Below are 26,719 nucleotides of genomic sequence, written 5' to 3'. Positions count from 1 at the left end.
GAGGGAGGACCGATAGCGATGAAACGGGCGAGATGGCGCGCGGTGCTGGTTTTGCCGCTTTTGTTTTTGCTTGGGGGCTGCGTGGAGCGCACAGCTGTGCTCAATCCGCAAGGGCCGGTGGCGCGCATGCAGTATGATTTGATCATGTGGTCGGTCGGCTTTATGTTGTTCATTATTGTTGTTGTATTTACGTTATTTGCCGTTTTTCTCATTCGTTATCGCGAGAAGCCGGAAAATGCCGGCTATGAGCCGCCGGATGAGGAAGGGAACACGCTGCTTGAAGTCGTCTGGACGGCCATTCCGATTTTGATCGTCGCTGCGCTCGCTGTTCCGACAGTGAAGGCGACGTTTGCGTTGGAAAAGCCGCCGACCGAGAAAGTTGAACCGATCACGATTCATGTGACGGCGGCGAACTGGAAATGGATTTTCAGCTATCCGGAAGAAAACATTGAAACGGTCAACTACGTCCATATTCCGGCCGGTGTGCCGGTCAAGTTTAAGCTGACTTCGGTCGGACCGATGAACTCGTTTTGGGTGCCGGAATTAGGCGGGCAAAAATATGCGATGGACGGCATGGAGACAGAGCTGATCTTGCAAGCCGACAAGCCCGGTTCCTACATGGGGCGGAGCGCCAACTTTTCCGGGGAAAAGTTCGCCCATATGGAGTTTGAGGTCGTCGCACAAACGGGAGATGACTTCCGAAAATGGGTGAATGAAGTGAAACAAACCGCCCCGAAGCTCGATGAGAAAAAATATACACAAATTTTAAAACCGGGGCTTGTTGGGCGAATGACGTTTTCGAACACCCACTTAGAATGGATTGACCATGCGAAACAAAACAGCCATCATGCAGATGGAAAGCCAATGAAAAACGACGATCAAAGCGATGAAGCGATGACAAACAGTCACCATCATGGGGAGTAGGAAAGGAGGAACGAAGGATGAAGTGGAGCGAGTTTTTTGTCACTGGTGAGCCGCTTATTTATGCGGCCGATGTCGCCATCGTCTTGACGATGGTCGGCATTGTGTTCGTGTTGACATATTTTAAAAAGTGGAAATGGCTGTGGAACGAATGGCTCACGACGGTGGACCATAAAAAAATCGGCGTCATGTACATTATTTGCGCGGTGCTTATGCTGTTCCGCGGCGGCGTCGATGCGCTTTTGATGCGGGCGCAGCTGACCGCGCCGAACATGAAGTTTCTTGACGCGCAACATTACAATGAAATTTTCACGACGCACGGGACGATTATGATTTTGTTTATGGCGATGCCGTTCATCATCGGTTTGATGAACATTGTCGTTCCGCTGCAAATCGGGGCGCGTGACGTCGCTTTTCCATATTTGAATGCGTTAAGCTTTTGGCTCTTTTTCTTCGGCGCGTTGCTGTTTAACATTTCGTTCGTCATCGGCGGATCGCCGGATGCCGGTTGGACGGCGTACTTCCCGCTTGCCAGCAACGAATTCAGCCATGGCGTCGGCAACAATTACTATGCCGTTGCCTTGCAAATTTCCGGGATCGGGACGTTGATGACAGGGATCAACTTCCTTGTCACGATTTTAAAAATGCGCGCGCCGGGCATGACATTGATGCGCATGCCGATGTTTACGTGGACGATTCTCATTACGTGCGTGCTCATTATTTTCGCTTTCCCGGTATTGACGGTCGCGTTGGCGTTAATGACGTTTGACCGGCTGTTTGATACGCAGTTTTTCACGATGGCCAACGGCGGCATGTCGATGTTATGGGCGAACTTGTTCTGGATTTGGGGCCACCCGGAAGTATATATCGTCATTTTGCCGGCATTCGGCATCTTCTCGGAAGTCGTCAGCACGTTTGCCGGGAAGCGTCTGTTCGGTTATAAAGCGATGGTCGGTTCGATCGTCGGCATTGCTTTCCTGAGCTTTATCGTTTGGGTGCACCACTTCTTTACGATGGGTGCCGGCCCGGCAGTGAACTCCGCCTTCTCGATTACGACGATGGCGATCGCCATTCCGACCGGGGTGAAAATTTTCAACTGGCTGTTTACGCTGCGGAAAGGAAAAATTCGCTTTACGACAGCGATGCTTTGGTCGCTGGCGTTCATCCCGAACTTTGTCATCGGCGGCGTGACGGGCGTCATGCTGGCGATGGCGGCGGCCGATTACCAATACCATAACAGCTATTTTCTCATCGCCCACTTCCATTATGTGTTGATTGCCGGTACGGTGTTCGCCTGCTTTGCCGGCTTGCATTACTGGTATCCGAAAATGTTTGGCCATATTTTAAACGAGCGGCTCGGCAAATGGACGTTTTGGCTGTTTATGATCGGCTTTAACATCTGCTTCTTCCCGATGTATTTCCTCGGGCTGATGGGGATGACGCGCCGCATGTACACGTACTCAGAAGGTCTCGGCTGGACGCCGCTGAACGTCGTGGCGACGGTTGGGGCGGCCTTGATGGGCATCGGGTTCATTGTGCTTTGCTATAACATTTACTACAGCGCCCGCTACGGCGAGCGCGACATGACCGGTGACCCGTGGAATGGGCGGACGCTCGAGTGGGCGACCGCGTCGCCGCCGGTGCATTATAACTTCCCGGTGACGCCGGTTGTCGAAGATTTGGATGCGTATTGGGTGATGAAGAAAAAATATGGCGGCTTCCAAGTGAAAGAAGAAGACTTGAAGCCGATCCATATGCCAAGCAACTCAGGGCGCCCGTTTTGGATGTCGGTGGCGTTTTTCGTCGCCGGGTTCGGCCTCGTGTTCAAATGGTTTGCGTTGGCGATTGTCGGTGCCTTGTTCATTGTGCTTGGGCTTATCCTCCGCTCATTTGAAGATGATGATGGCTACTATATTCCGATCGATGAGATTAAACGGATGGAGCGGGCGGCGCGAAAGGGGGCGTAACGAATGGGAGAAGTTGCACACCGTTATGATGAAACGCTGCCGCTGGAGTATCGGACACAAGAGAGTCGGTTGAACATATTGGGCTTTTGGATTTTCCTCGGGGCGGAAGTCGCGTTGTTTGCGACCTTGTTTGCCACCTATCTCGTCTTGTTCCAACGGACCGGCTCCGGGCCGACGGCAAGCGAATTGTTTGAAGTCAAGGACGTTCTCATCGAGACGTTGTTGCTTTTAACAAGCAGTTTTACGTGCGGGCTGGCTATTTTTGAAATGCGCCGCGGCCGGCTCGCCGGGCTGCTGGCTTGGCTGCTTGTCACGCTGTTGCTTGGTGCAGGGTTTATCGCGTTTGAAATTCGCGAGTTCATCCATTACGTCCATGAAGGGGCGACGATGCAGACGAGCGCGTTTTTATCGAGCTTTTTCGTGCTCGTCGGCACGCACGGCGCCCACGTCAGTCTAGGAATTGGCTGGATGATTTTGATCATCATCCAGCTCCTCCAGCGCGGCTTTACGCCGAAAACAGCGCGGAAAGTATTTATCGTCAGCTTGTATTGGCACTTTTTAGACGTCGTCTGGATTTTCATTTTCACGCTCGTCTATTTGCTAGGGATGGTGATGTAACATGGGCGCGAACGGCCATCACGAATCATTTCCTTGGAAACATATTATCGGTTTTGTTCTTTCGCTCGTCTTGACGTTTGCCGCCCTTTGGGTGGCGCTCTCATCCGGGCTACCGCTCAAAGCGGTCATTGTCATCATAGTCGTGTTTGCTGTGATTCAAGCAAGCTTGCAGCTGTTTATGTTCATGCACGTCAACGAAAGCGACAGCGGCCGCATTCAAACATTCAACATGGCGTACAGCTTCTTTATCGCCATTGTCGTTGTCGCCGGTTCGATTTGGGTGATGCAGTTTGTGTTGTAAAGTGGAGCTGGCCTCATGGCAGGCCGGCTTTTTTTCATAATGAGGGAGCGTTGGTGTTTTGGGAACGGATGGACTGCAACGCTTTGGCTGGGCCCGTTTGAAGGCTGACTGGCGCGTTTTTTTGTTTTTGGCCAGCCGGGTTTGCCTTTGCTTGCTCCATAATCAGCGAATGCTGGCCGATGGCCATAGATGAGAGCGCGGCCTTGCGCCAACTACAAAAAGCGCCTTGCCGATTCACGGCAAGACGCGTTTTACAATACTTTTGACAAAAACGCTTTCGTCCGCTCGTGCTGCGGGCGGTCGAACAAGTCTTCCGGCTTCCCTTCTTCGACGATGCAACCGCCGTCCATAAACAGGACGCGGTCGCCGACTTCGCGGGCAAAGCCCATTTCATGGGTGACGACAACCATCGTCATCCCTTCATTGGCCAGCTGCTTCATGACCGAGAGCACTTCCCCGACCATTTCCGGGTCAAGCGCTGATGTCGGCTCGTCAAACAGCATGATTTTTGGTTCCATGGCGAGCGCCCGGGCAATGGCAACGCGTTGCGCCTGTCCGCCGGAGAGAGAATCCGGATAGGCGTGCGCTTTATCTTGCAAACCGACTTTGGCGAGCAGCTCCATCGCCTTCGCCTCTGCTTTTTCACGCGGCCATTTGCGCACTTTCATCGGTGCCAGCGTGATATTGTTCAACACCGTCATGTGCGGAAACAAGTTAAAGCGTTGGAACACCATGCCCACTTCTTCACGCACTTTGTTTAAGTTCGTGTCTTTCGCTTTTAAGTTGATGCCATCAATGATAATTTCGCCTTCATCGAAATCTTCAAGCAAGTTTAAGCAGCGCAAAAACGTCGATTTCCCTGAACCGGATGGCCCGATGACAACGACCACTTCCCCTTCGCGGATGTGGGCGTTGATCCCTTTCAGCACTTCGAGCGATCCAAACGATTTTTTCAACTGGCGCACGTCGATCATGAGGTTGAATACTTCCTTTCAAGGTAATGTGACAATTTGCTTAACGACAGCGTCAAAACGAGATAGACAAATGCGACTGTTAAATACGGCTCCCAGACGCGGTAATACTCGCCGGCCGCTGCTTTCCCCCAGTACATGATTTCCGGGGCGGCGATGACCATCCCAAGCGACGAGTCTTTAATCAAGACAATAAATTCGTTGGCAAACGGCGGGATCATTCGCTTTAACGCCTGCGGCAAAATGATGTAGCGCATAGCCTGGGCGTGCGTCATGCCAAGCGAACGGGCTGCTTCCATTTGCCCTTTGTCGATGGACTGGATGCCGGCGCGGAAAATTTCCGCGACATACGCGGCGGAGTTGAGCGAAAGTGCAACAGCTAAAGAAACGATCGCATTTGGCTGAGCGAATAGAAGCGGCATGACGCCGAAATGGACGAGCAAAATTTGCACGACAAGCGGCGTGCCGCGGAAAAAGTTGATATACCAGACAAACGGCCAGCGGACAATGGGGTGGCTTGCCATTTTGCCAAGTCCGATGAACAAGCCGAGGATGAGGCCGAAGATGATGCCGACTAGTGACACGCCAATCGTCGCAAGTAGTCCTTGGAAAAAGTAGGGGGCGTATTCAACAATAATATCAAAACGAAAATCCATCGATCTCACCTTTCTCTACGAAAAATGCGTAACTTGCTGGCAGTTACGCATTTTTCTAAGTTCGTGCGTTTATTGTTGTTTTAAGCGTGCCATATTTGGTTCTTTGCCAAACCATTTTTTGTAGATTTCAGCGTATTTGCCGCTGTCCATCACTTTCTTTAATGCCTCATCCACTTTCGCTTTCAGTTCGCTGTCTTTCGGGAAAATCATGCCGTAATATTCATAAGCAAAGTTTTTCGGATCTTCGATGACTTTCAGTTTTTTGTTTGGGTTGTTTTTTACATATTCATTGGCGACAGCGTTGTCGGTGATGACAGCATCCACCCCGCCATTCAGCATTTCCATAATGGCGACGACGGTTGTCTCGAACTTTTTAATATGATTGCCTTTGCCAAACAGTTTTTCTGCGGCTTCTTGACCGGTTGTCGCGTTTTGGACGCCGATCGTTTTGCCTTTTAAGTCAAGAGCGTTTTTCACCGGGCTGTCCTCTTTTACTAAGATCACCTGTGTTGCTTCAAAGTATGGAGCCGAGAAGTCATACGTTTGTTTCCGTTCATCCGTAATCGTAATGCCGGAGATGCCCATGTCGATCTCTTTGCTTTGCAGCGAGGCAAACAGCGGATCCCAGCCGACGTTTTTCAATTCATAATCCAAGCCGGCTTCTTTCATGACCGCATCGAGAAGATCGACGTCAAACCCAACGATTTTCCCTTTTTCCATATACTCAAACGGCGCAAACGCCGCATCTGTCCCGACGACGATTTTTTTCTTTGCTTCCCCACCGCCGCCTGATGACGAATTTGTTTCCGTTGACTTGCCGCCGCAGGCGGCGAGCGCCATGAACAACGCAGCAACGACGACTGCGATCAACCCTTTCTTCAACATATTATAAAATCCCCCTTTGAAATCATTGTCGATGAACGATTATCATACTATCAATATTTTTGCGATTATGCAATAGGTTTTATAAAAATAATTGTTTGAACATTTTGGTATCCATTCCTTAATACAAAAAATATGTATTTATCAATGGTTTTATATAGAATCATCCTGATAAATAACAACGAATTGAATTTTTATAAAATAATGTTTATGAAAAGAAGCTGCAGTTATGTATGATTCTGAATTTACTAAATATTATATCGGAAAGAGAGAGTGTTGTACATCTTTTTTTAAATTCTTTTATTTTATCGGATTTGGAAAAAAATAAATACTATTGTATAAATATTATTTGTTCCATTATGATAAGAGTGCAGGTAACAAGACAACAAAGAAAGGGGAGCACGACATGGTTTTATTTTCAGTCATTGTCTACTTAGTTGGCATGCTGTGGATCGGCTATTGGGCGTATAAACGGACGTCGAATTTGTCCGATTATATGCTTGGCGGCCGGACGCTCGGGCCGGCGGTGACCGCGCTTAGCGCCGGGGCTTCCGACATGAGCGGCTGGTTGCTAATGGGGCTGCCGGGGGCGATGTATATCGATGGAGTGAGCGCCGCATGGATCGTCATCGGCTTGACGCTCGGCGCTTATGCAAATTGGCTGTTCGTTGCGCCGCGCTTGCGCGTCTATACAGAAGTGGCGAACGATTCGATTACGATTCCCGAGTTTTTGGAACACCGTTTCGGCGATCGGACGAAATTGTTGCGGATGGTGTCCGGGATCGTTATCATGGTCTTTTTTACATTTTACGTCTCATCCGGCCTTGTCTCGGGCGGCGTGTTGTTTGAGAACTCGTTTGGCGTCAGCTACCATACTGGACTTTGGATCGTCGGCGGCGTTGTGGTCGCTTACACGCTGTTTGGCGGCTTTTTGGCGGTCAGCTGGACGGATTTTGTGCAAGGGACGATTATGTTCATTGCGTTGATTCTGGTGCCGGTGGTGACGCTGTTCCATACAGGCGGGCCAGTGGATACGATTGAGACGATCCGCGACATCGATCCAAACTTGTTGAATTTATGGAAAGGAACGAGTTTTCTCGGCATCATTTCGTTATTCGCCTGGGGGCTCGGCTATTTTGGCCAGCCGCATATTATCGTCCGCTTTATGGCTATTAAGTCGGTCAAAGAAATGAAAAGCGCCCGCCGCATCGGCATGGGTTGGATGATTTTCTCCGTTGTTGGGGCGATGTTGACGGGTCTTTTTGGAATCGCTTACTTTTCGCAGCGCGGCATGAAGCTTGATGATCCGGAAACGGTATTTATTAAGCTCGGGCACATTTTGTTCCATCCGATTATTACCGGGTTTTTGCTGGCAGCGATTTTAGCCGCAATTATGAGCACCATTTCATCCCAGCTGCTCGTCACCTCGAGCTCGCTGACCGAAGATTTGTATAAAGTGCTGTTCCGCCGCTCGGCTTCGGATAAGGAGCTTGTCTTTGTCGGGCGCCTGTCCGTGCTTATTGTTGCGGTTGTCGCGACCGCGTTGGCGTACACGAAAAACGACACGATTTTAAACTTGGTCGGCTACGCCTGGGCGGGCTTTGGCGCGTCATTCGGACCGGTCATTTTGTTGAGCTTATTCTGGCGGCGGATGACGAAATGGGGGGCGCTCGCCGGCATGGTTGCCGGGGCGTTGACGGTCATTCTTTGGACGCAATCCGCCTACTTAAAAGGGCTGTTGTATGAAATGATCCCCGGTTTTGCCGCCAGCTTGGCAGCGATTGTTATCGTCAGCTTGCTGACGAAGGAGCCAGAAGGGAAAGTAGCTGAACAATTTGATCGATTCAAGCAGTTGCTGTCCTAAAAATAGGCAAAAGGGTGTCCCCTTGTGCGCAGGGGCACCCTTTTTGTCGTTTAGGACTATTTCACTTGATTCCAATCCGGGTACAAGTCGATGCGCCGGTCGCGCCATGTCGCGACCGATCCTTTTTCCCGCACTTTGCGAAGGAGTGACAAGTCAAGGTCGGCGGTCACGATCATGTCGTCGTTGATCTCGCCAACCGCGAGCACGCCGCCGGGCGGGAACGGGATGTCATTGGGCGTGATGACGGCCGCTTGGCCGAAATTGGCGCGCATAAAGTCGACCGTCGGAAGCGACCCGACCGTGCCGGTCGTGACGACATACACTTCGTTTTCGATGGCCCGCGCGTGGCAGCAATACCGTACGCGGTAAAACCCGTGCCGGTCATCCGTGCACGACGGACAGAAGATGACATCTGCCCCTTTGGCGCGCGCCAAGCGAACGATTTCCGGGAACTCGATGTCATAGCACGTCAAAATGGCGATCGTCGCTTTGTCCGTTTCAAAAACATGCACACCGTCGCCCGGAGCGATGTTCCACTCGTTCACTTCCGTCGGGGTGATGTGCAATTTCGCCTGCCGATGGATATGTCCGTCCGGCGTGAATAAATGGGCGACATTGTACAGCTTGCCGTTTTGGCGGATGACATGCGTGCCGCCAATCAAATACATGCCGGTGTCTTTGGCGAGCGACACAAACAGCTCGGTGTATTTTTCGGTATAATTCGGCAAGTCATCAATCGTCGCTTGCCGTCCGCCATCGAGTGGAATGGAAAGCAACTGCGTCGTGAAAAATTCCGGGAACAAGACAAATTCGGCGTCAAACTCTTGCGCCGTTTTCACGTAATGCGTCACTTGCGCGGCAAACTCGTCAAACGAATGGATGGTATGAAGATGATATTGGACAGCCGAGACGCGCAATGGCGGCACTCTCCTTTCTGCTTCTTTCATCGCATATAGTCTCCATTTTACCATAATGAAACCGGTTTGGCGCATCCATTCCCACCACCAGCAGGACAGCCGTATGAGGCGAAAACGAGCAGCGGCGCCTTTTTGGAGGCTGGTCGGGCGAATGCCGATGTTTCCGGTGAATGCACACAATCCCTTCATGACAAAGACAAGATCGAATCCTTGTCTACTGTTCTCCGTAGCGGCGGTACGCGCCGTGGTGCGTCGGCCCGACGTATTCGTTGAGCGGGAATGAGTGGCGAATGGCGGCGGTGATGAACGCTTTCGCCGTCGCAATGGCGTCTTTCACCGGCCGGCCTTTCGCCAGTTCGGCGGCGATGGCCGCCGAGAACGTGCAGCCCGCTCCGTGCGTATACGTCGTTTCAATCCGCTCCGATTCGAGGAGTTCAAACGTTTTGCCGTCATAAAGGACGTCGACCGCATAGTCGTGCGGAATTTTCCGCCCGCCTTTGACGATCACATACTGCGCTCCGAGCTCATGAATGCGCCCGGCTGCTTCTTTCATATCCTCGATCGTCTCAATGCGCGGCAGGCCGGCCAGTTGCGCTGCTTCAAACAAGTTTGGCGTCACGACCGTCGCTTTTGGTACGAGCGTTTCGCGGTAGCACACCGTGTTTTCCGGGTGGAGCGGCTCATCCGCCCCTTTGCATACCATGACCGGATCGACGATCGCATTTTTCAAACCATGCTTTTCAATCGTCCGCGCGGCCAGTTCAATGATGTCCGTCGTCGGCAGCATTCCCGTTTTCAAAGCGTCAACGCCGACGCCGACGATGATCGTCTCAAGCTGGGCTTCGATCGTTGCCAGGTCAACGGGGAACACTTGGTGCGCCCACCGGTTGTGCGGATCCATGGCGACGATTGTCGTGATGGCCGTCATTCCGTAAACGCCAAGCTCTTGGAACGTTTTTAAGTCCGCCTGCAGCCCGGCGCCGCCGCTGCTGTCCGACCCGGCGATCGTTAATGCTTTTGGCATTGTCATCGTACCCACTCTCCTTTTGTTTCAATGAATATCATGAATTCACCTTAAGATTGAAACAGTTGCTCTACATCGACGGAAAAGCCGTCAAGCGCACGTGAACATGCGGTGCCGGTTTCTTTCCAGACGCCGGCTTGTTCATATTGTCCATTGTCATTGAGCGAGTAGATTTGCACAACACGATGCATGGGGTTCACGATCCAGTATTCATGGACTCCGTATTGCATATACAAATTCAATTTGAACACGAGATCGTACGCCTGGTTGGAAGGGCTCAAAATCTCGATGATCAACGTTGGGACGCCGACAAATTTTGTGTCCGTTAATCCGCTTCGATCGCAGATCACGGTTAAATCAGGGACGACAATTTTCTTTCCTTCGATCCGTTCGTTCTTTAGTTCGATATCAAAAGGGGCATGAAACACTTCACACGGCTTTCCTTCTAAAAAATGGAACAGTTTGACGTGCAGCCGTCCCGATATGCGTTGGTGCTGGGTCGAAGGAGAGGGGGGGCATAAACACAACGCCATCAATGTATTCTAAAACGCGGTCGGTTGTTTCCCGCATGCGTTGACACTCCACACGGCTAAAGCCGTGGGATTCTTGGGTCGTTGGCGTCCTCATCCATTTCTGGTTCGGACAACGCCCAAGTTCGGGGCTGTGTCATCAGCCCATCCCATCGGGTTAGGATGTACCCCGATGGGCGGCGCACCTGTGACCAGTGCGCTAGGTTAGGCGGCAAAGCCCGAAATCGCTTTGGCGATGTTGATCGCGCCATTCAAGTCAGCATGGAGAGTGTATCCGCACTTTTGGCATCGGAAGCGGATGCCGTTTCGGTTCGCTTTCTCTCGATGTCCACATTTACACGTTTGGCTCGTGTAGGTCGGCTTCACCCACTCCACCCGAATGCCCGCCATTTCCGCTTTATAGGCAATCATCGTTTGCAGTTGGTGAAATGCCCAAGAATGAAGGCTTCGTCCTGCTTCTTTGGCCGATGTTGCCCGTTTCCGAATCCCTGTCAACTCTTCCATCCGAATCACGCCAACACCGTTGGCGAGGGCAAAACGGACGATTTGACGGCTGATTTTATGGTTTCGATCCTTCATCCAGCGGGACTCTTTACGGCCGATTTTGCGAACCATATGGAGCTTCTTCGCTTGGCCCAACGTTCGCCGCAAAGCCGCATATCGTCGGCGAATGAAAGCGCATTGGCTGCCCTTGAAAAACAACGATTTCGTTCCCACGCTGGCAACGGCGATATAGCGAAGCCCAAGGTCAACCCCCATCACCTTTGTTTCGTGTCGCGGCTCCACTTCAAAGGTGATGGTGATCGCCAAGTACCATTTCTTTCTCTTTTTGTAGAGCTTGGCTGCCCCTTGTTTGGCGGTTCCATTGATAAGCCGATTCAGCCATGCTTCTTGATAGGGGCGCGTGACCACTGGCACGCCAATTCGCTTCTCCAGTGTGGGGAATGAAACGGTGTAGAACTCTCCTTTCTTTTCCACCTTTACGTTTTGATTGTTAAAGCAACACCATAATGTTCGAAACTTCTTTGTTTTCTGGTTTTTCTTTTGGGACTTCACTTCTCGAATCGTCTGATTCACGACGGCAGAAGGAAACCGCTGCGATGAAAATTCTTTAAATCGTTTGCTCGTCGCTTGATTCAGCTCGGGATGATTCAACAGCCAATTCGCAAACGCGGTATTCACTTCTGTCATCCGTTCGTACATGTCTTGTTTGACTTTCGTTGGGTTGTGCAGCTCCAGCTTTAGTGTGATGGTCGGCATGGATTCACCCCCTTTTCTTTTGAGATTCCACATAGCGTTTTATTGTTTCACTTGATACATTCTCTGCTGTACTAACGAAGAAAGAGCGTGTCCAAAGACTAGGCAAATGAGACAAGTGTTTAAATTCCTGTCTTAATCGTCTGGAAGTCACTCCTTTCACTCTTGCCATAATATCTGATGGAGAATCAGAAGGGAGGCAATTCAAGAACAAATGGCAATGATCAGGCATCACTTCCATAGCAAGGATGACCCAATCATTCTCTTGGCAAATTTCTTCTACTAACTGCTTGAATCGCTCTTCCACTCTGCCTACCAACACCTTTCTTCGATAACGCGGACAGAAAACAAAATGATAGTGAATCAAAGATACAGTTGTTTTCGTTCTTCGATATTCTTGTTCCATATTATGAATAGTATCAGTTTAATGGTTATACTGCAGCACCTAAAGATAAAAATGGTTGCTCGAAGCAATCCTCTTAAGGGATTACCGAGCAACGCCGTCTTTCATCCCACGATTGAAACCGTGGGATGAAAGACGGCTTTTTCTGTAGAATTCTTCACGCGACACTGCCTGTTTTTCCGGAACGTTCACGAAATCACCTTCTTTCCAGCTTTCTATTTTCATTATACACTGGCCGCTTTGCCGAACGAAAATGATTTGGCATAACGCAACGGGTGACATACTCCCGCCGCCTACGCTCACTTGCAGAAATGGCGGCCTTGTCGGTTTAGGACGATAAAAAAAAGCCGCCCGCTATGGGCGGGCGATTCGTGATGCGAATGGGCAGTGATGAACAGGCGGCCGACAGCGCGCGTTGCCGGCCGCGCCAACCAGCGGTTAGTTGGCAGCTAGCGTTTTCCCGAGCGCTTCGCGGGCCGGGACGTAGCGGTAACCGAGGTCACGGGCGACCGCTTCATACGTAATTTCGCCGTTGGCGACGTTGACGCCAAGTTCAAGAGCTGGATTATCAGCGATGGCTTGGATGACGCCTTTATTGGCGATTTGCAAGGCGTATGGGATCGTGACGTTCGTTAAAGCGATCGTCGATGTGCGCGGGACAGCGCCAGGCATGTTGGCGACCGCATAATGAACGACGCCGTGTTTGACGTACGTCGGGTTGTCATGTGTCGTGACGTGGTCGCTCGTCTCGACAATGCCCCCTTGGTCGATGGCGACATCGACGATGACCGAGCCCGGTTTCATCGCTTTCACCATGTCCTCGGTGACGAGCTTCGGCGCCCGCGCCCCTGGGATGAGGACAGCGCCGATGACAAGGTCGGCCTCTGCGACCGCCTCGGCAATGTTCATCGGGTTGGACATGAGCGTCGTAATTTGGTTGCCAAAAATGTCGTCAAGCTCGCGCAAGCGGTCAGCATTCAAGTCGATAATCGTGACATCTGCCCCGAGGCCGACGGCGACTTTCGCTGCGTTCGTGCCGACGACCCCGCCGCCGATGATCGTCACTTTGCCGCGGGCGACGCCTGGGACGCCGCCAAGCAAAATGCCTTTGCCGCCGTACGGTTTTTCTAAAAATTGCGCTCCGATTTGCGCCGCCATCCGTCCGGCGACTTCGCTCATCGGCGTCAACAGCGGCAGCGTGCGGCCGACTTGCACCGTCTCATAGGCAATGGCGATGACGCCGCTTTCTTTTAAGGCGCGCGTCAACTCCGGGTCGGCGGCCAAATGCAAATAGGTGAACAAAATGAGACCTGGGCGGAAATAGCCGTATTCGCTTGGCAGCGGCTCTTTCACTTTCATCACCATATCGGCTTGCGCCCAAACATCTTCCGCCCGCTCGATGATTTGTGCGCCGGCACGGGCGTAATCGCTGTCGATGAAACCGCTTCCGACCCCTGCCTCTTTCTCAATCAGCACCGTATGTCCTGCTTGAACGAATGACAAAACGCCAGCCGGCGTAATGGCGACACGGTTTTCGTTATTTTTGATTTCCTTTGGCACTCCAATAATCATGGATATCGTTCCTCCTCGTCAGAAGTGGCCTTACTTAATAGTATAAAAGAGAGGGAACGGGCCGGGCATTGTTCAAAAAAGAGAAAGAAGCGCCCGGCTTTTGTGGATTTCCACAAATTCAACCGCGCGCTTCGTATTTCGCTAATTTAATATCAATGTATAATTTAATTTTTTGATTCATGTCATGGAGATCAAGCTCGGCGATGTCGGCGATCCGCTTGAGCCGATAAGCAAGAGTGTTCGGGTGAACGTTGAGGACGTCGGCGGTTTCTTGCACGTTTTGATTATGGTCAAAAAACGTTTCAAACGTTTTCACCAAGTCGCTATGATGTTTGCGGTCGTACGATTGCAGCTTCGTTAACGCTGGGTTGGTCCATTCCCCTTGCCGTTTTTGTTCAAGCAAAAAATCAAAAAATTGGTAAATGCCAAGCTGGGCATAGCCGTAAACCGACTTGATTTCATCGCCGAGCTTTTCTTTCAGCGCCAGGACGGCGAGCGCTTCGCGGTAGCTTTTTTCAATGAGGCGATAAATGCCATACACGCCGCCAAACCCGCATTGTACATCGTGGATGTGAAATCGTTCTTTCATTTTGGCGGCGAACGACTCGATGAACGCATTCAGCTCTTTGAGCGGCTGGTCGGTTTTGGGCGCCGCCAGCAAAATCACATCGCGGCCGTCGGTCGTATAAAGAAGGAGCGGGAGTTGCTGGGTCGTTTGCAATAGGTAGGAAATTTGCCGCTCCATTTCGGCGGTCAAATCGGCGGCAAAGCGGAAGACGACAACGGCAAACTGCGGTGCGGTCGGGATTTGCATCGCGGCGAGATGAGCGTGGATTTCGTCTTCACGCGCGATGTGGCCGGTGAGCAGCTTCCAAAACAGCTCTTGCACCCGCTCTTCTTTTTTGTTTTTGCGCATATACAGCTGCAACACTTTGTTTTTCGCCGCTTTCGCCGCCAGCTTCAGCCATTCCATCTCCTCGGGCGAAAGCGTCCGGTTTGTTTCGAGCACCCAGATGAAGCCAATCACCTCATCGTTTTTCCAGATCGAGACAGCGACGCGGCTCCCGAGGCCCACGTCTGGAATCGGCGGCACGCGCACCGGCTCGCGGCTTTTGAGCAGCGCTGGGATGGCGCCTTGTTTCCATAAGCTGTTGATCACTTTTTCCGGCACACGCCGGCTGATGATCGTCGCCGTCCGCGCCGGGTCGGTGTAATCATCATGGGCGCTGTAGGCGATGAGCCGATGGTTCGCGTCTTCGATCGTTACCGGGCATTTCAGCACGTCGCTGACGCGGTCGGCAAACTCTTCAAGACTGTCAAATTCGCCGCGGAACGGGTCGGTATCATAAGACATATTGGCTCCCTCGCATCGTCCATATGATTTGTAGTTTCATTTTATCATAAATGTGAATCCACCACCGTTATTGTATGATGAAAGAAAGGAATGGCTGCGCTTTCTGTCGAATGAAGGGAAGAAGGGATTGGCCAAGGAGGAGGATGACACGCTTTGTTCAAAAAATGGTTTGGCAAGCAACAGCCGAAGGAAGAGACGATCACCGCGCCGCTCGACGGGACGATCATGCGGCTTGAAGACGTGCCGGATCCGGTGTTTGCGCAAAAAATGATGGGCGATGGCCTCGCCATCGATCCGGCGGATGGGGATGTCGTCGCTCCGGTCGATGGCGAAATCGTTCAGCTTTTTCCGACGAAACACGCCATCGGCTTGCGTTCGGAAGCGGGTGTGGAACTGCTCATCCATGTCGGCATCGACACCGTGTCGATGAATGGGGAAGGATTCGCCTATGTCAAAGCCGGCGACCGGGTGAAACGGGGGGATCGGCTTCTTTCCATCGACTTGCCGCTTGTGCGCGAGAAAGCGAAAAGCGCGGTGACGCCGATCATCATCACGAATGGTGATGCCCTTGAGAACCTCAAGAAAAAAGCTGAGGGAGCGGCGGCAAAAGGGGATACGGCCTTAATTTCAAGTGAAGATGAAATAAGGGCGGCGAAGGAACACTTACTGTGCGGTTTTTTCCCGCATCCGGACGACAAGTCGTGGAACTGAGAAGCTCCCACTTCAAGCAAAGCTAAGTTGGAGTAGTTCACAGAAAAGATTGGCGAAAAGAAATAAATGCCCCTTCTAAGTGAGAAGAAGGTGTCCCAAAAGGATCGGGACACCTTTTCTAGCGTCAGGCTGATCGATGAATCGATGCTCCCTTTCCCCAAACAGCCGCTTTGTCGGAAAAATGGGTCAACGCGGCTTTTTGCGTTGTGTAAGCCATAGCGGAAAGCGGATGGCAAAGCTAAGGAGCAAAACGATCACCACGAGGAGGGCGGATGTTTTTTGGGCAATTTCCTGCGCGTCAGCGACGAGCGCTTCGGACTGGATATACCATAAGTGGACAGGGAGCGTTGCCCCTTCCGAAAGAAGATGAAAATCCCACATCTCCCCGGATGCCGATGTTCCCCCGACCAATAAAATAATGGCGGATTCGCCGAACGCGCGGCACGCGACGAGGCTGACGCCGGTTACAATACCTCTGGCAGCGGCAGGGAGAACGGTTTTTAAGATCGTCTGCGTTTTGGTGGCGCCTAAAGCGAAAGAGGCTTCCCGCCATGTTGATGGCACGGCTGTAACGGCTTCCTCCGTGACGCGGGCCAAAACGGGCAAATTCAATAAAGCCAGCGTGACAGCTGCCCCCAGAATGGTGACGCCAATTTGGAAATATTCCACGAATAGAGCGTAGCCGAATAGCCCAAACACAATCGACGGAACCGATGCCAAGCTTTCGATGGCGCCGCGGACCCATTCCATGGATCGGGTGCGCGGTGCGTATTCAGCCAAAAAGATGCCGGCGCCTATCCCAATTGGAAGCGATAGGAAAAGGGATAAAAAGAGAATATAAAGCGAATTCCATAAAAACGGGCCGATTCCGCCGCCTGCATCGATTTCTTCAGGCAACCCGACAAGGAAATGGACATCGATGTCGGGCAATCCTTTCCGGACAATTGTATAAAGAAGAGCCAAAATCAAGGAAAAAATAGATAAGGAAACGGCGCTGATCAGCCCAAGCATAAGTTTGTTGATCGTGCGGCGGGTGCGGAAACGCCCCATTTTTTTGCTTGGAACAGAAACCAGCTCATTCATTTATTGCCCTCCTTTCAGCCGCAAACGGCGAATGGCCATAATGAGCGAAATCGAAATCAAAAGCAACAAAAACGCCATCATGTAAAGAGCGTGGTTGGTGGTCGATTGAAAATCGACGTTTAAAATTTGCATCACGATATGACTGGTCAACACGCTGGTCGGAGTGACCAAGTCAAAGCCGAATTGGGCCACGTTGCCGATTACCATCACTACGGCCATCGTTTCACCGATGGCGCGCGCCATGCCGAGGATGACGGCGGCGGCAATGCCTGATTTCGCAGCTGGGAGCACCACTCGGACGATCATTTGGAATGTTGTTCCCCCAAGCGCATAGTTTGCTTCCCGCCATTCGTTTGGAACGGCGCAGAGGGCGTCATCAGTAATGCGGGTGATGGTCGGCAAAATCATGATGGATAAAACGATAGCGGCGGCGAGAAATCCGTCGCCGACCGGGGCCCCCGTGTGTTCGCGGATCCATGGAATGAGCAAGGTGGCCCCTAAATAGCCGTAGACGATCGATGGGATGCCGACCAATAAATCAAGCAGTGTGCGAAGCCATTGCCGCAGCCATGGCGGGGCGATTTCCGCGATAAACACCGCCACACAAATCGAAATCGGCGTTGCGATCAGCAGGGTCACCAAGGTTAAATACAATGTACCGGCGATAAAAACGGCAGCTCCATATTTGCCGTGTTCCGGGTCCCAACGGGAGGAGAAGAAAAATTCCCAAAGTGATACGTCCCGAAACACGAGAAAACCGGTTTCGCTCACGAATAGAACGATGGCGCCCAATACGGCGCCAAGGAATATGATGCTTCCAAGGCATAGAAAACGGAAAAAGCGGTCGGCGGCATATTTGGCGGCCCAGCGGCTTTGACGGCGGGCCGTCAACAAGTTCGTTGCGTCAGTCCAATCCGGCGATAGTTTCTCCATTTGCGCATCCCCCTTCCCCTGTTGGCGGAAAAATCAGCCTCTCCGCCGGGAAGGAGAGGCTGAGTTGTGTTCTGTTACTTCACAGGGATAAATTTCAGTTTTTTCAAAGAGCCGTTTTGAAACTTTTTGCTTAGGATATAATTGATAAATGCTTTGTCGGCCCCTTTCGCTTCGCCTTTTGTCAATAAGTAGCCATAGCCGTAGAACACGTATTTCCCGCTGGCGGCGTTGGCGGTTGTCGCTTTTACGCCGTTGATGCTGACCGCTTTAATTCCGCCTTTGACATAGGCCAAGTCGACAAATCCGATGGCGTTTGGATTGGAAGAAACAGCATTGACCATATCCCCTGATTTTTGCACTTCTTTGTAGTTGTCTCCGGATGTTTTGATGGCATGCCCGTCCATGATTTTGTCTTCAAAATTGACGCGCGTCCCGGAACCTTTCGCGCGGTTGATGACGACGATCTCTTCGTCTTTCCCGCCGACTTGCTTCCAGTTGGTGATTTTGCCTTCATAAATGTCTTGAATTTGTTGGACTGATAGATTGTCCACGGAATTGTTTTTGTTGACGATGACAGCGAACGGAATTTTTGCGATTTTGTATGCTTTTAATCCTTTGTAAGCAGGGAATCCTCCGACTGCTCGGGTCGCGTCCCAATCGCATGCGCCGATGGTCGCGACGCCTTTGGCGACGGATTGCGGACCGGCGATTGACGAGGATCCGGAGACTACAATTTTCACTTTCGGATGACTCTTTTTAAATTCTTTTGCCGCCTGTTGGGTTAACGGCAGCAAAGCGGTGGAGCCGGCGATAACGATTTTTCCGGATACTTCTGCGGCGTCAGCGCGGTGTTGAGTCGTAAAGGCAGCGCCAATCAGCAAAGCTGATGAAAGAACAGCAGCAGCCATCCGTTTCCATAGTGTGGTTCGTTTCATGGCATATCCCTCCGTGATCAATTTTAGCGGCCTGGGAGACCCTTGTTTTTCCATGATCATTTCGTCATATCGATCCAGCGTCCGTTGCGGAGGATCGATACTTTTTCCCCGTTCTCGGTCGCGATCGTCACGGCGATTTGATTGTCATATGGTGACGGCGCGATCGAGGTGATTTCGTTTTTCGTACTTCCTGCGGTTGTCCACGATTTTGTGGACGGGTCGAAGATGCGGATTGTGTAGATGCCGTTCGTTTCAAGAGCGACATAGATCCGGCTTTTGACAACGACCGCGTCAATGATGTTCTGGTCGGCAAGCAGTGTTTGCTCTTCTCCGTTTCTAGTCCATTTTAATGACGGCCGAGCGGCTTCATCGTCGATCGCACTTACATACACGATTTCATTGTTAGAAAGAAATGCACTGTCGACTTTATTGTCCGGCGACGATGTTAATGGCGTCGGCTGTTTGTTCGGAGAGGAGAGATCCACGAGAAACAGCTGCGGATCCGTCCCGCTTGTATCAATTGAATCAACATCCGTTTTTTGATCGTCAGTGTAGTTTGTTTTTCCTTCATTGGCAACCGTGTACAACAGCTTCGTTCCATCCGGGGATAGACGAAGGTCGGTTTTATATTTCACTTTGTCGTCGATCAATTTGTTGATGCTGCCTGTATCTAGGGACGCGACAGCGACTGCCTCATTGTTGCTTCCGTAAATGCAATAGAGTGAGCGGCCGTCGTTGGACCAAACGAGATCGGTTTTCACCTCATCGTCGTCGCCGATTTGTTTGACGACGTTGGAAGCCAAATCGATGACAAACAAATGGCCGTTTTCATCGACATAGGCCGCTTGCTTCCCGTCAGGCGACAGAGTGAGATCCATTTGGCTAATGGATCGAATGGCGGTTCTCGAACGAATGTCCAAAAGCAGCGAAGTGGAATCGTCCGGTCGGCTGATAAGCAACGTGTTTTGATCCACCCATTGCGGATGGGTGCTCATTCCTTTGATCAGCCCGGCGATGGCGATGAACCGTCCATCGATGTCTCCTCCTAATGCGCGGACGATTGATGGCAGATCGGCGTACGGCACCCCTTTTTGGATGAACGGTGCAATAGGCATGGTCATTTTTTTGCCGTTGGCGTTCAAGGTATAGCTAAATGGGTGGAAGAGAACCGTCCGTTTGCCCTTTGTCACTTTGACCATGCTCGTTTTTTTGTCGACGTGAACGGCGGCGCCGAAAGCGGCGGCAATATCGTACACTGAATAAAAAGATACGTGTTGAAAGGCGACGCCATGAATGACGGACGGAGAGCCGTCAAACTCCCACGTTTCACTGAATGAACGGAAGCTGCCAGACGTCGAGACGACGGCGATCCCGTTCTCCGCTTGCCATTGGCCGCCTAAAAGTTCAGCGATCGGCTTTGCATCAATGTACAACTCTTTTCCTGACCGTTGGGGTGCGATGGATAACGAGAAATGTTTTCCATTGACAAACGCTTTGTTTTGCCCGGCTTGTAAAACGATGCGTATCGCCGGGGATGTCCGACGGATTTCGTATCTTTGATGCGCCTTGTCATACGTACAATTCGCGGAAAACAGCTTGGCTAGATCACTCGCCGCAAACAAGGCAACTCCCGAATGGTGGAGCGAACGAATTGTCGCCAATTTCCCATTGACATTCACGGGGTAACGGGACATGACGCTTTTGGCTGAAGTTGCTGCATAAACATGTCCATCGAGGCTTGTCCCCGGCAAAGGCGATCCTGCAAGCAGAGCAGACGCCATGACTGCCCCGGCGATGATTTTCTTCATTATGAACCTCCTTTCATTTCCTTTTGAAAAAGGAACGGGCGTAAGCAATAGTAGTGATCCCCCTTTCTACATAAGCATTTTTTCTTGTCAGCATAACCCATTATATTTGAGAAATATGAACATACTGTTTTTATTTGTTGGAAATTTATTAATATTATGTATAATGAACGTAAATTTTTTATCATCCTAAACCGAGAAGACCCCCACTTCCACGCGTGAGCGTAAGTGGGAGAGCGTTCAAGGGATGAAATCATTGCAGAAGATAGGCCCCTGTTCGAGCGCCATATGGCAGTCATGATGATCATGGCATGATCGGGCAAACTATTTGAGCCGCTTGAAATTCTCCTGTCCATCCATAGTAGAAAAGAACTATTGGCGAAAAGTGCTGGGAAAGAAATCAGAAGAGCATACGGGTTCACAGGCAGCCGATCTTCTTTATATAATGAAAATATGTCTTGACACTAATAATGACAGGAGGATGCACATGAACGAACCGATGATTTCCCAGCGCAAGCTGTTAGGCATAGCCGGCCTTGGCTGGCTGTTTGACGCGATGGATGTCGGCATGTTGTCGTTTTTGATGGCGGCCTTGCAAAAAGACTGGAATTTGACGGCCGGCCAAGTCGGCTGGATCGGCAGCGTCAACTCGATCGGCATGGCGGTTGGAGCGCTCGTGTTCGGGCTGCTTGCCGACCGGATCGGCCGGAAAAACGTTTTTATTTTCACATTGTTGCTGTTCTCGATCGGCAGCGGGCTGTCGGCGCTGACGACGACGCTAGCGGCGTTTTTGGCGCTCCGCTTTTTGATCGGCATGGGGCTTGGCGGCGAGCTGCCGGTCGCGTCAACGCTCGTTTCGGAGGCGGTGCCGGCTGCCGACCGCGGCCGGGTTGTCGTGCTGCTTGAGAGCTTTTGGGCTGGCGGTTGGCTGTTGGCAGCGCTCATCTCGTATTTCGTCATACCAGCTTACGGATGGCGAACGGCGTTATGGCTGGCGGCGATTCCAGCGCTGTATGCGATCTATTTGCGCCTCCGCCTGCCCGATTCGCCGCGGTTTGCGGCCGCGCAAAAAGAGGAGACGGTGTGGAGCAATATCGTCAAAGTATGGTCCGCTCCCCATCGGAAAGAGACGGTCATGCTTTGGTTGCTTTGGTTTTGCGTCGTCTTTTCGTATTACGGCATGTTTTTATGGCTGCCGAGCGTCATGGTGATGAAAGGGTTTAGTTTAATTAAAAGCTTTGAATATGTGCTCATCATGACGCTGGCGCAATTGCCCGGCTATTTCAGCGCCGCATGGCTGATCGAGCGGGCGGGGCGGAAATTTGTCTTGGTCACGTACTTGCTTGGCACAGCATTGAGCGCTTACTTTTTCGGCACGGCCGAGTCGCTCGTCGGGCTGATGGCATCCGGCATTTTCTTGTCGTTTTTCAACCTTGGCGCTTGGGGAGCGCTGTATGCGTATACGCCGGAGCAGTATCCGACGTCGATTCGCGCCACTGGTGCGGGCATGGCGGCGGCGTTTGGACGCATTGGCGGCATTTTTGGCCCACTGTTGGTCGGCTCGCTTGTCGCCCAAGGCGTGTCGGTGACGGCCATTTTCACGCTGTTTTGTCTATCGGTCCTTGTCGCCGTTTTGGCGGTCGCGGTGTTGGGCAGCGAGACGAAGCAGCAGGAGCTTGCATGAGTAAAATCGTTGTAAGGGACATTCTAAGACAGATCTCTAATGAGAGTTGCGGGCTTTGGTTCGTGGCGCTCGTTAGGGGAGGCAAGCCGAAATTGACAAACAAACGGCAGGGGCGGTACCTTAAGGGTAAGCCCCTTTTTTGATTGGACAAGCTTTCTGTGGGTGTGCGCATCGACGCCCGCGGACGCCAAGGGGAAAGCCAGTGCGAGAGGCGGTGAATCAATCTTGCGTCCGTCCGTGTCCGTCGTTATTCCGACGTACAATCGCCCGTATCCGCTTGCCGAGCTGCTCGAGTCGTTAAGCCGGCAGACGTACAAGCCGTTTGAGGTCATCATCGTCAATGACGGCGGCGTCCCGGTTCATGATGTCGTCGCCTTGTACCCGGAGCTTGACATCCGTCTCATCGACCGCCGCGACAACGAAGGACATGTCGCGGCCCGCAACGTAGGCGTCAAGGCGGCGCGCGGCGAACTCATCATGCTTTGCGACGACGATGACTTAGTGTTGCCGTGCCATCTCGAGCGGATGGTCGCGGCGCTCGAGCATGCGGACTTCGCCTATGCCGATGCGGAAATTGTCCAGTATCGGGTGGAAAACGATCAGCGCGTCCCATCCGCCCGTTTTTTATTTGCCTATGAGTATGATTTGGAAGCGATGCGGACGTTTTCGACGTACGTCCCGTCTGGAAGCGTGTATCGAAAATCGCTCCATGACGAGATCGGTTGCTTTGACCCGTCTGTCCACCATTATTGGGATTGGGACTTCTTTTTGCGCGCGGCGGTCGTCTGTCGCGTCATGCGTGTCGCAGCGGCGACGGTCTTGTATGCGTTCAGCCCGGACGGCGACAACGTGTCGCGACAGGTAGGCGGCAAGCGGCGCCAATATTTGCGGCGGCTTTGCGAGAAGCATGGGCTCGGCGACTTGCCGGTGAAAAACTTTTGGCTCTTGCTTGACGAGCCGGAAGTCGCGAAGCGCCGGGCGGACAGCGAAGTCATTTGGAACGGTCAGCCAATCGTGTCACGGTTTTGGATGCAAAAAAAGGCAGGATGGCGTTGACAAAAGGTTTTGGGGTTTGTTATGATAGTAGACAAAATCATATATGGATCGCGATGACGGATCAATAGTAGTTAACCCTCTCTTCCCAAGCGAGCCGGGGACGGTGGAAGCCCGGCGAAGACGGTTAATGAAACGGCAGTCCGGAGCGGGAACGGAAAAAGAGGATGCGCTGTCGGCGCATCAACTAGGGTGGAACCGCGGGAGCTACGCTCTCGTCCCTAGGCGTCAGGCCTAGGGGCGAGGGCGTTTTTGATTGTTGGACATCACATTGAAGGAGGATGAACACGATGGCTGTTACAATGGAAGAAATCGTCGCACATGCCAAGCATCGCGGCTTCGTTTTTCCGGGGTCGGAAATTTACGGCGGGCTGGCGAACACGTGGGATTACGGCCCGCTTGGCGTTGAGCTGAAAAACAACATTAAACGGGCGTGGTGGAAAAAATTCGTCCAAGAGTCGCCGTACAACGTCGGGCTCGACGCCGCCATTTTAATGAACCCGAGAACGTGGGAAGCGTCCGGCCACTTAGGCAACTTCAACGATCCGATGGTCGACTGCAAACAGTGCAAAGCGCGTCATCGCGCCGATAAGTTGATTGAGAAGGCGCTCGAGGAAAAAGGGATCGAGATGATCGTCGACGGTTTGCCGCTCGCGAAAATGGATGAGCTCATCCGGGAATACGATATCGCCTGCCCGGAATGCGGCAGCCGCGATTTCACGAACGTGCGCCAGTTCAACTTAATGTTCAAAACGTACCAAGGCGTCACCGAGTCGAGCGCCAACGAAATTTATTTGCGCCCAGAGACAGCGCAAGGCATTTTCGTCAACTTCAAAAACGTCCAGCGCACGATGCGGAAAAAGCTGCCGTTTGGCATCGCGCAAATCGGCAAAAGCTTTCGCAATGAAATTACGCCGGGCAACTTTACGTTCCGCACGCGCGAATTTGAGCAGATGGAGCTCGAGTTTTTCTGCAAACCGGGCGAAGAGCTGCAATGGTTTGACTATTGGAAGCAGTTTTGCAAGGAGTGGCTGCTGTCGCTTGGCATGAAGGAGGACAGCATCCGTCTGCGCGACCATGCGAAGGAAGAATTGTCCCACTACAGCAACGCCACGACTGACATCGAGTACCATTTCCCGTTCGGCTGGGGCGAGCTGTGGGGCATCGCGTCGCGCACTGATTACGACTTAAAGCGGCATATGGAATACTCGGGCGAGGACTTCCATTATCTCGACCAAGAAACGAACGAACGCTACATCCCGTACTGCATTGAGCCGTCGCTTGGCGCCGACCGCGTCACGCTTGCGTTTATGATCGACGCCTATGACGAGGAACAGCTTGAAGACGGCACGACCCGGACGGTGATGCATTTGCATCCGGCGCTTGCGCCGTACAAAGCGGCTGTCTTGCCGTTGTCGAAAAAGCTCGCTGACGGGGCGCGCCGCATTTACGAAGAGCTGGCGAAACATTTTATGGTCGACTATGACGAAACCGGCTCGATCGGCAAGCGGTACCGTCGTCAAGATGAAATCGGCACGCCGTTTTGCATCACATACGATTTCGAGTCTGAACAAGACGGCCAAGTGACCGTGCGCGACCGCGACACGATGGAACAAGTGCGGCTGCCGATCAGCGACCTAAAAGCTTTTTTGGATCAAAAAATCGCCTTTTAATGAAAAACGCCGGGGCATCGATGAAGCCTCGGTTTTTTTGTGAAAAGGGGAATGGAAACGGAACCGCTTTTTTAAGCAAAATTTCAAAAAATCATCCAACTTTCATTGAGTGAACTACCCCCACTTAGCTTTGCTTGAAGTGGGAGCTTCTCAGTTCCACGACGAAAGCAGCCTTTCGTCTCCCTGAGCGTAACTTCGGGTCGTCCCAACCCTAGGCATCCGACGATTCGGAGTTCTTTCGCGCCTTGGATATTTTACGCATGGAAGGCTTAGCTTGGTTTTCGCATTGGATTTTCTCCATGCAACCCCATATATCCAGTTCACAAAGAACATGATACACATTTATTTTATCATGTGTTTTGGCTGACGCCAACCGAAATTCATCTCCCGCTTATCGCTGGGCTGCGCCATTCACGCGCTTGAAGCTGGAGTCTTCTTTCGGAACTATGATAAATGGTAACATAGAAGTGTAGACTAGTTCTTGCATCCTACAACAATCGAGGGGGTCAAACATTATGGAAGGGAAACCGATCTACTACGATGGAAGCGGGCATCTGCCTGGCAGCGAAGGTGAAAGCGCTGTCAAAAATGAGCCGTTTACGCTTACGGATGAAATACGAAAACAAATCAGCGGCAACCCGTTTGTTGTTGAACAAAGCGAATAACGATCCACGCCAAAATTGCCTTTACCTAGGGCAATTTTTTTTGAGCCAAATCGGTTGCCAAGTGTCTCGATTCCTTATATAATTATATCTCGTATTAAAGATATTTGATTTAAAAATAAATGTATGCCGTTTTAGTGACTAAAATGGCGACACCAGCAAAGAAAGGGAGTATGCATCATGGTAAAAGTGTTGTACATCACCGCCCACCCTCACGACGATACGCAATCGTACAGCATGGCGGTTGGAAAGGCGTTCATTGAGACGTACAAACAAGTTCATCCGGACCATGAGGTGATCCATCTCGATTTATATAAAGAATACATTCCGGAAATCGACGTCGACGTATTCAGCGGTTGGGGCAAACTTCGCTCCGGGAAATCGTTTGAAGAGCTGTCTGACGAAGAAAAAGCGAAAGTCGGGCGGATGAACGAGCTGTGCGACCAATTTATTTCCGCTGACAAGTACGTGTTCGTTACCCCAATGTGGAACTTTTCATTCCCACCGGTGTTGAAAGCGTACATTGATGCGGTGGCGGTCGCCGGCAAGACCTTTAAATATACGGAACAAGGGCCGGTCGGATTGCTTACCGATAAAAAAGCGCTCCACATTCAAGCGCGCGGTGGTTTCTATTCGGAAGGCCCAGCGGCAGAAATGGAAATGGGGCATCGTTACTTAAGCGTCATCATGCAATTTTTCGGTGTTCCGTCGTTTGAAGGACTGTTTGTCGAAGGGCATGCGGCGATGCCGGAAAAGGCGGAAGAAATTAAAGCGAACGCCATCGCCCGGGCGAAAGACTTGGCTCACACGTTCTAATGAGACGCTTTGAACAGGTTGGCGATTTCGAAATTGCATGGGAAATGACCGCGATTGAGGACGCTCTCTGTTTAGAGAGCGTTCTTTTTTGTTGTTCCAGCGGCGGAAGCGAAAATGAGGAGGCGGC

General features: G+C 51.7%; 24 protein-coding genes and 1 pseudogene. 11 read left to right on the top strand and 14 right to left on the bottom strand.

The window, feature by feature from the left end:
- Positions 1-18 precede the first annotated feature (18 nt).
- From qoxA to qoxD, 4 genes are read left to right on the top strand one after another with little or no spacing between them, the layout of a single operon-like run.
- The gene (gene qoxA / locus BRO54_RS01585; protein ID WP_074042917.1) at positions 19-924 is read left to right on the top strand and encodes a cytochrome aa3 quinol oxidase subunit II; all 906 of its coding nucleotides are present in this window, start codon (positions 19-21) and stop codon (positions 922-924) included.
- A 17-nt stretch (positions 925-941) separates the two neighbouring features.
- Positions 942-2,888, top strand: coding sequence for a cytochrome aa3 quinol oxidase subunit I (qoxB, locus tag BRO54_RS01580; protein WP_074042916.1), 1,947 nt, complete (start codon positions 942-944; stop codon positions 2,886-2,888).
- A gap of 3 nt (positions 2,889-2,891) precedes the next feature.
- Entirely contained in the window at positions 2,892-3,506 is a 615-nt protein-coding gene (gene qoxC, locus BRO54_RS01575) for a cytochrome aa3 quinol oxidase subunit III (RefSeq protein ID WP_074042915.1), read from the top strand.
- Position 3,507: 1 nt separating this feature from the next.
- Positions 3,508-3,807 carry a cytochrome aa3 quinol oxidase subunit IV gene (qoxD, locus tag BRO54_RS01570; RefSeq protein WP_074042914.1) on the top strand — a complete coding sequence of 100 codons (300 nt, stop codon included), beginning with the start codon at positions 3,508-3,510 and terminating at the stop codon, positions 3,805-3,807.
- 251 nt (positions 3,808-4,058) lie between these two features.
- Here qoxD and BRO54_RS01565 read toward each other — a convergent pair whose 3' ends face one another.
- The 3 genes from BRO54_RS01565 to BRO54_RS01555 all read right to left on the bottom strand — a co-directional run bounded on the left by BRO54_RS01565 (position 4,059) and on the right by BRO54_RS01555 (position 6,319).
- Positions 4,059-4,781: an amino acid ABC transporter ATP-binding protein gene (locus tag BRO54_RS01565; RefSeq protein ID WP_074042913.1), complete on the bottom strand. Its 723-nt coding sequence runs from the start codon at positions 4,779-4,781 to the stop codon at positions 4,059-4,061.
- The gene (locus BRO54_RS01560) at positions 4,778-5,434 is read right to left on the bottom strand and encodes an amino acid ABC transporter permease (RefSeq protein WP_074042912.1); all 657 of its coding nucleotides are present in this window, start codon (positions 5,432-5,434) and stop codon (positions 4,778-4,780) included. The genes BRO54_RS01565 and BRO54_RS01560 overlap by 4 nt, the downstream gene beginning before the upstream one ends.
- Before the next feature lie 69 nt (positions 5,435-5,503).
- On the bottom strand, positions 5,504-6,319 hold the full coding sequence (locus BRO54_RS01555; protein WP_074042911.1) for a basic amino acid ABC transporter substrate-binding protein: 816 nt from the start codon (positions 6,317-6,319) through the stop codon (positions 5,504-5,506).
- 403 nt (positions 6,320-6,722) lie between these two features.
- On the opposite strand from BRO54_RS01555, the gene putP reads away from it, so the two are divergent.
- Complete coding sequence (gene putP / locus BRO54_RS01550; protein ID WP_074042910.1) at positions 6,723-8,180, top strand: sodium/proline symporter PutP; 1,458 nt, start codon at positions 6,723-6,725, stop codon at positions 8,178-8,180.
- A gap of 56 nt (positions 8,181-8,236) precedes the next feature.
- Here putP and BRO54_RS01545 read toward each other — a convergent pair whose 3' ends face one another.
- The 7 genes and pseudogenes from BRO54_RS01545 to BRO54_RS01515 form a co-directional block, all read right to left on the bottom strand.
- Positions 8,237-9,127, bottom strand: coding sequence for a carbon-nitrogen hydrolase family protein (locus tag BRO54_RS01545; protein ID WP_074042909.1), 891 nt, complete (start codon positions 9,125-9,127; stop codon positions 8,237-8,239).
- A gap of 184 nt (positions 9,128-9,311) precedes the next feature.
- Positions 9,312-10,127 (bottom strand): pyridoxine/pyridoxal/pyridoxamine kinase, encoded by an 816-nt coding sequence (gene pdxK, locus BRO54_RS01540; RefSeq protein WP_074042908.1) that lies wholly within the window; start codon positions 10,125-10,127, stop codon positions 9,312-9,314.
- A 44-nt stretch (positions 10,128-10,171) separates the two neighbouring features.
- Positions 10,172-10,748 (bottom strand): annotated as a pseudogene (locus BRO54_RS01535) (Uma2 family endonuclease).
- Between the two features lie 107 nt (positions 10,749-10,855).
- Complete coding sequence (locus BRO54_RS01530; RefSeq protein ID WP_074042907.1) at positions 10,856-11,911, bottom strand: RNA-guided endonuclease TnpB family protein; 1,056 nt, start codon at positions 11,909-11,911, stop codon at positions 10,856-10,858.
- A gap of 4 nt (positions 11,912-11,915) precedes the next feature.
- The gene (gene tnpA, locus BRO54_RS01525) at positions 11,916-12,314 is read right to left on the bottom strand and encodes an IS200/IS605 family transposase (RefSeq protein ID WP_074042906.1); all 399 of its coding nucleotides are present in this window, start codon (positions 12,312-12,314) and stop codon (positions 11,916-11,918) included.
- A gap of 435 nt (positions 12,315-12,749) precedes the next feature.
- Positions 12,750-13,883: an alanine dehydrogenase gene (gene ald, locus BRO54_RS01520; RefSeq protein WP_074042905.1), complete on the bottom strand. Its 1,134-nt coding sequence runs from the start codon at positions 13,881-13,883 to the stop codon at positions 12,750-12,752.
- A 118-nt stretch (positions 13,884-14,001) separates the two neighbouring features.
- Positions 14,002-15,237 carry a PucR family transcriptional regulator gene (locus BRO54_RS01515; protein ID WP_074042904.1) on the bottom strand — a complete coding sequence of 412 codons (1,236 nt, stop codon included), beginning with the start codon at positions 15,235-15,237 and terminating at the stop codon, positions 14,002-14,004.
- A gap of 153 nt (positions 15,238-15,390) precedes the next feature.
- On the opposite strand from BRO54_RS01515, the gene BRO54_RS01510 reads away from it, so the two are divergent.
- Entirely contained in the window at positions 15,391-15,948 is a 558-nt protein-coding gene (locus BRO54_RS01510; protein ID WP_239691170.1) for a PTS sugar transporter subunit IIA, read from the top strand.
- A gap of 186 nt (positions 15,949-16,134) precedes the next feature.
- Here the strand turns inward: BRO54_RS01510 and pstA are convergent, their stop codons facing one another.
- The 4 genes from pstA to BRO54_RS01490 all read right to left on the bottom strand — a co-directional run bounded on the left by pstA (position 16,135) and on the right by BRO54_RS01490 (position 20,707).
- Complete coding sequence (gene pstA, locus BRO54_RS01505) at positions 16,135-17,031, bottom strand: phosphate ABC transporter permease PstA (RefSeq protein WP_074042903.1); 897 nt, start codon at positions 17,029-17,031, stop codon at positions 16,135-16,137.
- Positions 17,032-17,964, bottom strand: a complete 933-nt coding sequence (gene pstC, locus BRO54_RS01500; protein ID WP_074042902.1) for a phosphate ABC transporter permease subunit PstC — start codon at positions 17,962-17,964, stop codon at positions 17,032-17,034.
- 74 nt (positions 17,965-18,038) lie between these two features.
- The gene (locus tag BRO54_RS01495; protein WP_074042901.1) at positions 18,039-18,899 is read right to left on the bottom strand and encodes a phosphate ABC transporter substrate-binding protein; all 861 of its coding nucleotides are present in this window, start codon (positions 18,897-18,899) and stop codon (positions 18,039-18,041) included.
- Between the two features lie 56 nt (positions 18,900-18,955).
- The gene (locus BRO54_RS01490; RefSeq protein WP_074042900.1) at positions 18,956-20,707 is read right to left on the bottom strand and encodes a stalk domain-containing protein; all 1,752 of its coding nucleotides are present in this window, start codon (positions 20,705-20,707) and stop codon (positions 18,956-18,958) included.
- A 484-nt stretch (positions 20,708-21,191) separates the two neighbouring features.
- On the opposite strand from BRO54_RS01490, the gene BRO54_RS01485 reads away from it, so the two are divergent.
- From BRO54_RS01485 to BRO54_RS01470, 5 genes are all read left to right on the top strand, one after another.
- Positions 21,192-22,388, top strand: a complete 1,197-nt coding sequence (locus BRO54_RS01485; protein ID WP_074042899.1) for an MFS transporter — start codon at positions 21,192-21,194, stop codon at positions 22,386-22,388.
- 225 nt (positions 22,389-22,613) lie between these two features.
- Positions 22,614-23,444, top strand: a complete 831-nt coding sequence (locus tag BRO54_RS01480; protein WP_074042898.1) for a glycosyltransferase family 2 protein — start codon at positions 22,614-22,616, stop codon at positions 23,442-23,444.
- 287 nt (positions 23,445-23,731) lie between these two features.
- A complete protein-coding gene (locus BRO54_RS01475; protein ID WP_074042897.1) occupies positions 23,732-25,114 on the top strand; it encodes a glycine--tRNA ligase in 1,383 nt (460 codons plus the stop codon).
- Between the two features lie 515 nt (positions 25,115-25,629).
- Complete coding sequence (locus BRO54_RS19760; RefSeq protein WP_161496639.1) at positions 25,630-25,779, top strand: hypothetical protein; 150 nt, start codon at positions 25,630-25,632, stop codon at positions 25,777-25,779.
- A gap of 177 nt (positions 25,780-25,956) precedes the next feature.
- Positions 25,957-26,592 carry an FMN-dependent NADH-azoreductase gene (locus BRO54_RS01470; RefSeq protein WP_074042896.1) on the top strand — a complete coding sequence of 212 codons (636 nt, stop codon included), beginning with the start codon at positions 25,957-25,959 and terminating at the stop codon, positions 26,590-26,592.
- The last annotated feature ends 127 nt before the right edge of the window (positions 26,593-26,719 follow it).

The organism is Geobacillus proteiniphilus (genome assembly GCF_001908025.1).
Classification (GTDB): Bacteria; Bacillota; Bacilli; order Bacillales; family Anoxybacillaceae; genus Geobacillus; species Geobacillus proteiniphilus.
The sequence above is the reverse complement of the archived record's forward strand: the minus strand, read 5'-3'. Positions and strand labels throughout refer to the sequence as shown.

Excerpts from the sequence above, each read along its gene's own strand:
- BRO54_RS01515 (WP_074042904.1), bottom strand. The coding sequence starts at position 15,237 with ATGTCTTATGATACCGACCCGTTCCGCGGCGAATTTGACAGTCTTGAA.
- tnpA (WP_074042906.1), bottom strand. The coding sequence starts at position 12,314 with ATGGAACAAGAATATCGAAGAACGAAAACAACTGTATCTTTGATTCAC.
- BRO54_RS01560 (WP_074042912.1), bottom strand. The coding sequence starts at position 5,434 with ATGGATTTTCGTTTTGATATTATTGTTGAATACGCCCCCTACTTTTTC.
- BRO54_RS01490 (WP_074042900.1), bottom strand. The coding sequence starts at position 20,707 with ATGAAGAAAATCATCGCCGGGGCAGTCATGGCGTCTGCTCTGCTTGCA.
- pstC (WP_074042902.1), bottom strand. The coding sequence starts at position 17,964 with ATGGAGAAACTATCGCCGGATTGGACTGACGCAACGAACTTGTTGACG.
- BRO54_RS01485 (WP_074042899.1), top strand. The coding sequence starts at position 21,192 with ATGAACGAACCGATGATTTCCCAGCGCAAGCTGTTAGGCATAGCCGGC.
- qoxB (WP_074042916.1), top strand. The coding sequence starts at position 942 with ATGAAGTGGAGCGAGTTTTTTGTCACTGGTGAGCCGCTTATTTATGCG.
- BRO54_RS01470 (WP_074042896.1), top strand. The coding sequence starts at position 25,957 with ATGGTAAAAGTGTTGTACATCACCGCCCACCCTCACGACGATACGCAA.
- BRO54_RS01530 (WP_074042907.1), bottom strand. The coding sequence starts at position 11,911 with ATGCCGACCATCACACTAAAGCTGGAGCTGCACAACCCAACGAAAGTC.
- pstA (WP_074042903.1), bottom strand. The coding sequence starts at position 17,031 with ATGAATGAGCTGGTTTCTGTTCCAAGCAAAAAAATGGGGCGTTTCCGC.
- qoxA (WP_074042917.1), top strand. The coding sequence starts at position 19 with ATGAAACGGGCGAGATGGCGCGCGGTGCTGGTTTTGCCGCTTTTGTTT.
- pdxK (WP_074042908.1), bottom strand. The coding sequence starts at position 10,127 with ATGACAATGCCAAAAGCATTAACGATCGCCGGGTCGGACAGCAGCGGC.
- BRO54_RS01545 (WP_074042909.1), bottom strand. The coding sequence starts at position 9,127 with ATGAAAGAAGCAGAAAGGAGAGTGCCGCCATTGCGCGTCTCGGCTGTC.
- ald (WP_074042905.1), bottom strand. The coding sequence starts at position 13,883 with ATGATTATTGGAGTGCCAAAGGAAATCAAAAATAACGAAAACCGTGTC.
- BRO54_RS01475 (WP_074042897.1), top strand. The coding sequence starts at position 23,732 with ATGGCTGTTACAATGGAAGAAATCGTCGCACATGCCAAGCATCGCGGC.
- qoxD (WP_074042914.1), top strand. The coding sequence starts at position 3,508 with ATGGGCGCGAACGGCCATCACGAATCATTTCCTTGGAAACATATTATC.
- BRO54_RS01565 (WP_074042913.1), bottom strand. The coding sequence starts at position 4,781 with ATGATCGACGTGCGCCAGTTGAAAAAATCGTTTGGATCGCTCGAAGTG.
- BRO54_RS19760 (WP_161496639.1), top strand. The coding sequence starts at position 25,630 with ATGGAAGGGAAACCGATCTACTACGATGGAAGCGGGCATCTGCCTGGC.
- putP (WP_074042910.1), top strand. The coding sequence starts at position 6,723 with ATGGTTTTATTTTCAGTCATTGTCTACTTAGTTGGCATGCTGTGGATC.
- BRO54_RS01555 (WP_074042911.1), bottom strand. The coding sequence starts at position 6,319 with ATGTTGAAGAAAGGGTTGATCGCAGTCGTCGTTGCTGCGTTGTTCATG.
- BRO54_RS01495 (WP_074042901.1), bottom strand. The coding sequence starts at position 18,899 with ATGAAACGAACCACACTATGGAAACGGATGGCTGCTGCTGTTCTTTCA.
- qoxC (WP_074042915.1), top strand. The coding sequence starts at position 2,892 with ATGGGAGAAGTTGCACACCGTTATGATGAAACGCTGCCGCTGGAGTAT.